Annotated in this window: 7 protein-coding genes and 2 pseudogenes; 2 read left to right on the forward strand and 7 right to left on the reverse strand. The window is 36.1% G+C overall.

The annotated features are described in order from the left end of the window. Positions 1-120: 120 nt before the first annotated feature. From JUF13_RS14220 to JUF13_RS14245, 6 genes and pseudogenes are all read right to left on the reverse strand, one after another. A complete protein-coding gene (locus JUF13_RS14220; protein ID WP_034529710.1) occupies positions 121-669 on the reverse strand; it encodes a DUF536 domain-containing protein in 549 nt (182 codons plus the stop codon). Positions 670-920: 251 nt separating this feature from the next. Further along, positions 921-1301 (reverse strand): annotated as a pseudogene (locus JUF13_RS14225) (DUF536 domain-containing protein); the annotation flags it as partial. Further along, positions 1294-2223 carry a replication initiation protein gene (locus tag JUF13_RS14230; RefSeq protein ID WP_034529708.1) on the reverse strand — a complete coding sequence of 310 codons (930 nt, stop codon included), beginning with the start codon at positions 2221-2223 and terminating at the stop codon, positions 1294-1296. The gene JUF13_RS14230 and the pseudogene JUF13_RS14225, both read right to left, overlap by 8 nt. A 706-nt stretch (positions 2224-2929) precedes the next feature. Then, on the reverse strand, positions 2930-3142 hold the full coding sequence (locus JUF13_RS14235) for a hypothetical protein (protein ID WP_203640194.1): 213 nt from the start codon (positions 3140-3142) through the stop codon (positions 2930-2932). Positions 3143-3646: 504 nt separating this feature from the next. Then, entirely contained in the window at positions 3647-4009 is a 363-nt protein-coding gene (locus JUF13_RS14240) for a TIGR02328 family protein (RefSeq protein ID WP_002834528.1), read from the reverse strand. A gap of 74 nt (positions 4010-4083) precedes the next feature. Continuing rightward, positions 4084-4671 carry a site-specific integrase gene (locus JUF13_RS14245; protein ID WP_057732126.1) on the reverse strand — a complete coding sequence of 196 codons (588 nt, stop codon included), beginning with the start codon at positions 4669-4671 and terminating at the stop codon, positions 4084-4086. Between the two features lie 76 nt (positions 4672-4747). On the opposite strand from JUF13_RS14245, the gene JUF13_RS14250 reads away from it, so the two are divergent. Then, a complete protein-coding gene (locus JUF13_RS14250; protein WP_003586674.1) occupies positions 4748-5026 on the forward strand; it encodes a type II toxin-antitoxin system Phd/YefM family antitoxin in 279 nt (92 codons plus the stop codon). Then, on the forward strand, positions 5026-5382 hold the full coding sequence (locus tag JUF13_RS14255; protein ID WP_046783591.1) for a type II toxin-antitoxin system YafQ family toxin: 357 nt from the start codon (positions 5026-5028) through the stop codon (positions 5380-5382). The genes JUF13_RS14250 and JUF13_RS14255 overlap by 1 nt, the downstream gene beginning before the upstream one ends. Before the next feature lie 127 nt (positions 5383-5509). Here JUF13_RS14255 and JUF13_RS14260 read toward each other — a convergent pair. After that, positions 5510-5746: pseudogene (locus JUF13_RS14260) on the reverse strand (GNAT family N-acetyltransferase); the annotation flags it as partial. Positions 5747-5837: the final 91 nt, after the last annotated feature.

The following is a 5837-nucleotide window of genomic DNA, read 5'->3' on the forward strand; positions in this document are numbered from 1 at the left end:
GACCATTAAAAATCCATCATCAACAGACTGCCATTGAAAGTTTCCGGGCTTGTTCGGATTAAACTTGTAATTTGCCAAATCTAAAAACAAAATAGTTGTGTGTCATATGAACATGTACCTTTAGTTATCAAATAAGCGCTTAAAGAACCCCTTCTTTGAAGCCTTTTTTTGATCATCACTATTTTCTTCTGACTGTTGTGCCTGTGCAGTACTTTTTTGCTTAGTTTGTGTTTGTTGCTTAACTTCCTGCGGCTCATTTTGTTGTGTTAAAAGACGCTGTGTTGATAGGTTTAACTGTTGTTGCTGATCAATTAGCTTTTGTGCCTCATCAAGTTGTTTATCCTTGCTTTCCAACTGTTTAGCTAGCAAGGCATTTTGCTCTTTTAAATTCTTAATATTATCCTGCATAGCAGCAATAATTTGATCAGTATTATTATCTGTTTCGCTATGATATTCATTATGCTGGGCATGTTGCGACCGTTGCGCAACGTCATTGTTTGGATTGCTTGCCATGCCTTTTACAATGGAGTTTTTTTGCGTTGCGTTAAACAATAATGTACGTTCTTTTACATCAGTGTGCGCAATATTGTTTTTCTTTATATAACGATAAACATTGGATTTGTCTTTGCCGATTTCCTCTGCAATATCCTTCATAGAATAAAGCTTCATGCTAAATTACTCCTTCATTGCGAACAATGTTACCACAATAATGTGCGCAACGATGTTTTTTATTTAAACTCCTTAGTTTTCTACCATTGCTTTCATACGTGCATCTTTAAACCAAAAAGCTTTATCAACTTGTGAAACGCCTAGCTTGTAGGCATATAAAACTGGCTGTTGTAAGGTAGCAAATTCTTCTGGGCGAATAAGTGGCACCGACTGTTGGTTATAGTTGGTTGAATGACCACCAAATAAGGCGTCAACTGTAATCGTTGCTGCTGATCTATCAATTTTGTTAGATGATCTATTTGTCGGTCTTTACTACTTATTTGCTGATCCTTGGTAGCAAGCTGTTTGTCACGTTGAAACTTTAAATCTTCTATTTCTCTTCTTAGAGTAGCAATTAGCTCATTATTTTCTTTGCTAGTCTTTGGTATCTGTTTCCTACCTGTTTGTTGGCTCTTTGAGACCAAAGGCTTTGCTATCTTGTCTCTAATAATCATCTCAGCTGTAGTGCTAATCATGTTTGCACCCCGACTATCTTTTTATTGCTTTTTTGCTGGTAGTCTTTGGTAGTGATATTGAATGGCTTGTTTGGAGACCTTTAATTCATCAGCAAGTTCTCTAATAGTTTTAGGCATGATTTCCAAACCCCTTTCGGAGTTCAGCAAGTGCTTCTTGTCTTGCTTGATCTCTTATTTTTTTATCGTGCTCGGCCTGTTTATCAGCCAATGCTTGCTTCTCAGTAGAGCCTAAAGTTAACCCTTTAACCTTGTCAATGGCGCGCCATTTTTCCTGCTCTGTTAATTCACCATTATGCTGAATGTTAAAGAGTTTTTGACGTTCATCTTGAATTTGACCTTGTGAGAAGTCATTAGCGTCTTTCTTTTCAGACTTCCAAGTAAAGGAATACCCAATCACTGGTTTCCCGCGGCCTTTACCATATTTTTTTCGAACAGTTAGGCCTCTAAAAAGAGGTGTAAGTTCCTCTTTGATGGGTTTTAAAACGGATTGATTTATATTGCTACTTTTATAGCTTTTAGGGACATCTAATAGCTCGTTAAAGTCCGCAACTGAAAAGTAAGCGTACCCAGTAGTCCTAAATTGTTTTAGTAAACGGAACATGGTTTTTGCGTAGCTGCTTTTTAAATCTCTGAATTCTGATAAAGCATAACGAACCCAACTTTCCAGCTCATTCAATAATTTTATAGCTTTGGGGTAAATTTTAATATCAACATAAGGATCATCAGCATGGCCGTTTATCTCAAATTCGGTAAACATAACAAAAAATTCACGATGCAGCCCATCTTTACTACGCCTTCCAAAGCGTAAGCCTAAAATTTTTTGATAAGTACTTTCAATATCGTCAATAAATCGGTTATTTGCTGTAGGTTTATATGCACTTAATTCTTTTAATTGATCAAATGAAAACCTTACAGTTTCGTCACCTTTGTCACGCATTCTAGAAACTATTGAGAAGAATAAATTCATTTCAACAGGAGTGAATTTTCGAAGTGGGATTGTATTTAATTCTGGATCATATTTAACAATTTCATTACTCAAATGAAGCACCTCTTTTAATAAACACGTTTTTATGAATATACAATACCACAAAACTCTATCTATAAACAGACAAAACTCTATCTATAAACAGACAAAACTCTATCTATAAACAGACAAAACTCTATCTATAAACAGACAAAACTCTATCTATAAAACCCTGTACGTCTTGGGAGAGTAAGGCTAAAGAGGGGTCTAAAAGAGGTTTAAAAGAGGTTTATAAAAGAGATTATAAAAGAGGCACCACGTACGAGATCAAGACCTAAAATCAAAAATACAAAGGAGTGAGCCAAAAACCGGCTCACATTAAACTCCATTCGCTACGCTCTTTGCGCCTCACTCCGTTCGTTGCCATAAAGGTGTGGCAAGCCACATTTACACGGGCGCTGACGCCCCGCACCCCGTCCAAGCTGAACCAGCTTGACCGTTTTTTCACTCGCCGTTAGGCAGGAAAGCAAAGTTTTATAGAAACTTTGGCTTTCGCCAATTCAGTGTTAAGACTGGTTAAGAGCTGTCAATTCCTTATGCTCCCACGCTTTGCTCGTCCGCTACCATTGACAGCAAACACTTAGTTTATCTAAAACATAATAAGAATTTAACTGCTACGTCCCTTTTAAGGCCTTTATTTTCAATTCTCGGCAATTTTAAGCTTATTTACATATAATTATGCCAAAACAAAATAAAAAGCCCTCAGCGAGCTTTTAGAGGGCTAAATTACAAATCCTGGTCGATTAATAATATCTTCTTGTCTTTTTTGCAAAACGTAAGTGTACAAGGAATTATACAAATTCTGTTTGATCTCATCAGGTTCATTAACAAAAGCTTCAAACAATTCTTGAATATCAACTTGCCAAGGATCAGCAAGCATTTCATCAATGGGCTTTAATACTTTTTTTTCGTCCATCTGAGTTACTCCTAACATTAGCTAATTATTTCAGGTTTAAATTAAAGGCATCTTTTTATAGTTAGTTATTCAAAGATTGTGATTAAGTTTAGAAAGAAAAACGGTGTAAAGCCATTAAAAAGATTTGTTTGAGCGCAGCGAAATCTAATACAAATTTTTTTAGTATAAGCACAATCAACTTTAGTTGTTGTGTATAAGTGCGCATTGAACTAAAAAACACCCTTTATTTCAATGATCAAGTTAGCTATTTTTTAGCGTCATTAAACGGAATGAAATGAGTTCAATGCGCACTTACACATAGAATTTATTCTATGTTATACCAAAATGATTAGAACCTGTATTAGAAGCCGCCGTTGGCGACAACAAAATCAAACTCATAAATTCAAAACTAAAAAAATCATTTGCTATGTTAACGAATTGTAAACTATAAAAAATATGAACTAGAGGCTATACCTTAATTTTAATATGAATTATTAACTAAATATAAAAAAGAGCCTCGAGTATGAGACTCATTTTTTTGCTTTATAAAATAATCCCTTTGCTGGCTAAATTAGCTAAACATTCTTTCAAATATGCGTCATTATGCTCTGGATAAATTGGGTTAGTGATCGGGCATTCTTTCAAAATTATATATGGATCACAATGAATACCGCGGTAAAGCGGATTAAACCAGTTTTTATTGGGGTGATATCCGCGGTGCTGCATTTCATGCAGTACCAGTAAGTGAAATTGATAGAGTTTATATGGCGAGTGCTTGAATACATAATTAACAGTTGCATGTTTTTTACCCCAGCCATTGCCTCTTAGAGCAGCAAGTTCTCGATGCTGCCCTAGTAGTTGCTGGCGAGGAAGTTTATTAATGAGTTGCTCATGCCAAAGTCGCATACTTAGCCTCCTGTTTTCTCAGCTTATCTATCAATGTATTATAGAGAATAATTGCTGCAATAGCTCGCTTAATATCAACCAAAATCAATTTGATCGAGCATGGTTTCTTGACTGGCTTGATCCAAGCCTAAATAAGCTAAAGTCATGGCCTCGCTGGAATGATTTAATAAGTGCATGACTAAACCAATATTATAATTAGACTGCGTGTAGACCCGATAAGCGCCGGTTTTACGCATGGTATGAGTACCAAGATAATTAATGCCGAGTAAATCGCCCGTCTTAGCCATAATTTTGTAGAACTGTTTTTCCGTGATATGTCGATCAGGGTGCTGAATCGAGGGAAACAACCAGTCAGAAACCAAATGATTGTCTTGTAACCAAGCTTGATAAGCCAATAAATTAGCTTGCACGGGTTTTAAGTAGAGCAGGTTCGCTTTACCGGTCTTTTGGTCGTGGATAAACGCATTCTGACGCACGGTGCCGTTCTCGTTAAAGACATCTGCCCAACGAAGCTTCATGACGTCGCTCACACGCAGCAGAGTCGCTTTGCCAACTTGAAAAACTGTATAGTTACGCCGGCCAGCTTTAAAGCTGTTGAGTAAGGTATCTTGCACCTCTTTGAGAACATTTGAATCTTTGATAGGTAAGACAATTTGTTGCATAGTTTTAGCTCCTTAAAAAATTGATTTTTAGTACAATTTAAAGTACAATATTAAGTACAATGAAAGGGTGGTAAATATGACATTAGCACTAACACAGAGCGACTTTCGCGCTAATCTAAAAAAATATTTAGATCAAGTTAATGACGAAGATGAAACCGTTTATATTGCTCGTTCAAACAGTCGCGCAGTGGCCATCGTTTCACAAGAAAAAATGGACTGGCTAGAAAGAGCATTAAAAGCGAAAGAAGGTTCATTAGAATATGCAATTGCGCGTGATCAGTTAATTAAACGCCATGTTTTACCTGATGATGAAATTGTTGAATCAGATGATGATTATTGGGGTCAGTTTAAATAATGAAAAAACTAAGATTTAAACCACGTGCAACCTTTAATGCTGATCTAAAACGGTTAGCCAGTTTAGACAAATCTATTATTGATGAAGTTCGAGCAGCCATTGATCTGTTGCTTGAGCAACAACAATTACCATCAGAATTTGAAGATCATGAGCTTAATCGGCGAATGAGCGGTTATAATGAATTTCACTTACGAGATACCCCGAAAAACAAAACACCAAGCGAAACTAACGATGTCCTGGTTGTTTATACGATTGATAAAGATGAACTAGTCTTAATTGGAATTCGAGTCGGATCGCATGATCGTTTATTTCCTGGTCAAAATCGTGCTAAAAGGTATCGAAAAAATGACAAATAGAAGGAGTTATTTTTATAATATGAAAATAAATAACCCCCAACATCTATATTATAGATATTGGGGGTTATTCTTTCAATGTTTTCGAGGGGCTATTTGGGACTTATGGACCCTATAAGAGAAACAAGACTTATTTTAGAACTTTCCTCAAACGTATCATGTCTTTTAAAACAAGACCATTTTCAGTAATCTCTTTATCATAGTGAATTGTAAAGAAGTTTTGATCAACACCAACAACCCGGAAACCACATTTTTGATAAAGATAAAGTTGTCCAAAACTAGTTGTACCAGTTCCAATTTCAAGACACTTGCAATTATTGTTTCGCGCATATTTTTCGGCAAAAATCAGAAGTTGATGACCAATTCCTTTATTTCTTTGTGTGGCAAATTACAAGTTTAATCCGAACAAGCCCGGAAACTTTCAATGGCAGTCTGTTGATGATGGATTTTTAATGGTC

The sequence above is a fragment of the Levilactobacillus wangkuiensis genome (assembly GCF_016861605.1).
Taxonomy (GTDB): domain Bacteria; phylum Bacillota; class Bacilli; order Lactobacillales; family Lactobacillaceae; genus Levilactobacillus; species Levilactobacillus wangkuiensis.

Coding starts and splice junctions, on each gene's coding strand:
- JUF13_RS14220 (WP_034529710.1), bottom strand. CDS start 669: ATGAAGCTTTATTCTATGAAGGATATTGCAGAGGAAATCGGCAAAGAC.
- JUF13_RS14235 (WP_203640194.1), bottom strand. CDS start 3,142: ATGTTAGGAGTAACTCAGATGGACGAAAAAAAAGTATTAAAGCCCATT.
- JUF13_RS14240 (WP_002834528.1), bottom strand. CDS start 4,009: ATGCGACTTTGGCATGAGCAACTCATTAATAAACTTCCTCGCCAGCAA.
- JUF13_RS14245 (WP_057732126.1), bottom strand. CDS start 4,671: ATGCAACAAATTGTCTTACCTATCAAAGATTCAAATGTTCTCAAAGAG.
- JUF13_RS14250 (WP_003586674.1), top strand. CDS start 4,748: ATGACATTAGCACTAACACAGAGCGACTTTCGCGCTAATCTAAAAAAA.
- JUF13_RS14255 (WP_046783591.1), top strand. CDS start 5,026: ATGAAAAAACTAAGATTTAAACCACGTGCAACCTTTAATGCTGATCTA.